Below are 508 nucleotides of genomic sequence, written 5' to 3'. Positions count from 1 at the left end.
TTTTCCTTGAGCAGGTGCCGGAGCGCGGGGTCCTGCCGGATGCGCACCAGCTCGCGGGCGCAGAGCTCCCGGACCTCGTTTTTGATGCGGTTGAAGTTGGCTTTTATCAGCTCCTCGGCTTCGTCCTTGCCCGTGGCCGGGTTGATGAAGCTGGTGATGTCCGGAATGGGCAGGTAAGCCCGGGCCTCGGCGGCCACCCGCTGCAGGTCCACCTGAATGCGGGCGTGAAAGACTTTCTGGCCGATTTCCTCGCCGAAGTTGTCGGCCACGGCCCCCACGAAGTGGCCCTGCGTCAGGTTGGCAATGGTGCTCGCAGGAATCATGCTGTCCATCTGGGTGGAGAGGCTGGTGCTGGTTTCGCGCAGGTTCATGTTCAAGCCCTGGCGCTGCTGCAGGATCTTGCCGAACCGCTCGCTCAGCCACTTGCCGCTGCCGCCCGCCACCTGCCCGCTGAAGACGTTGCCCACCGTGTTTTTGATGACTTCGGCCTCCCGCTGGCCGTAGTCGC

The 508-nt window shown here is 64.0% G+C and carries 1 pseudogene; it reads right to left on the bottom strand.

Annotated elements, in window-relative coordinates:
* Nucleotides 1-508, bottom strand: a pseudogene (locus tag ACP7AJ_RS21655) (conjugal transfer protein TraG); the annotation flags it as partial.

It is taken from the genome of Hymenobacter sp. B1770 (genome assembly GCF_049896385.1).
Classification (GTDB): Bacteria; Bacteroidota; Bacteroidia; order Cytophagales; family Hymenobacteraceae; genus Hymenobacter.
Note: the sequence above shows the minus strand (reverse complement) of the source record. Positions and strands in the feature narration are given on the sequence as shown.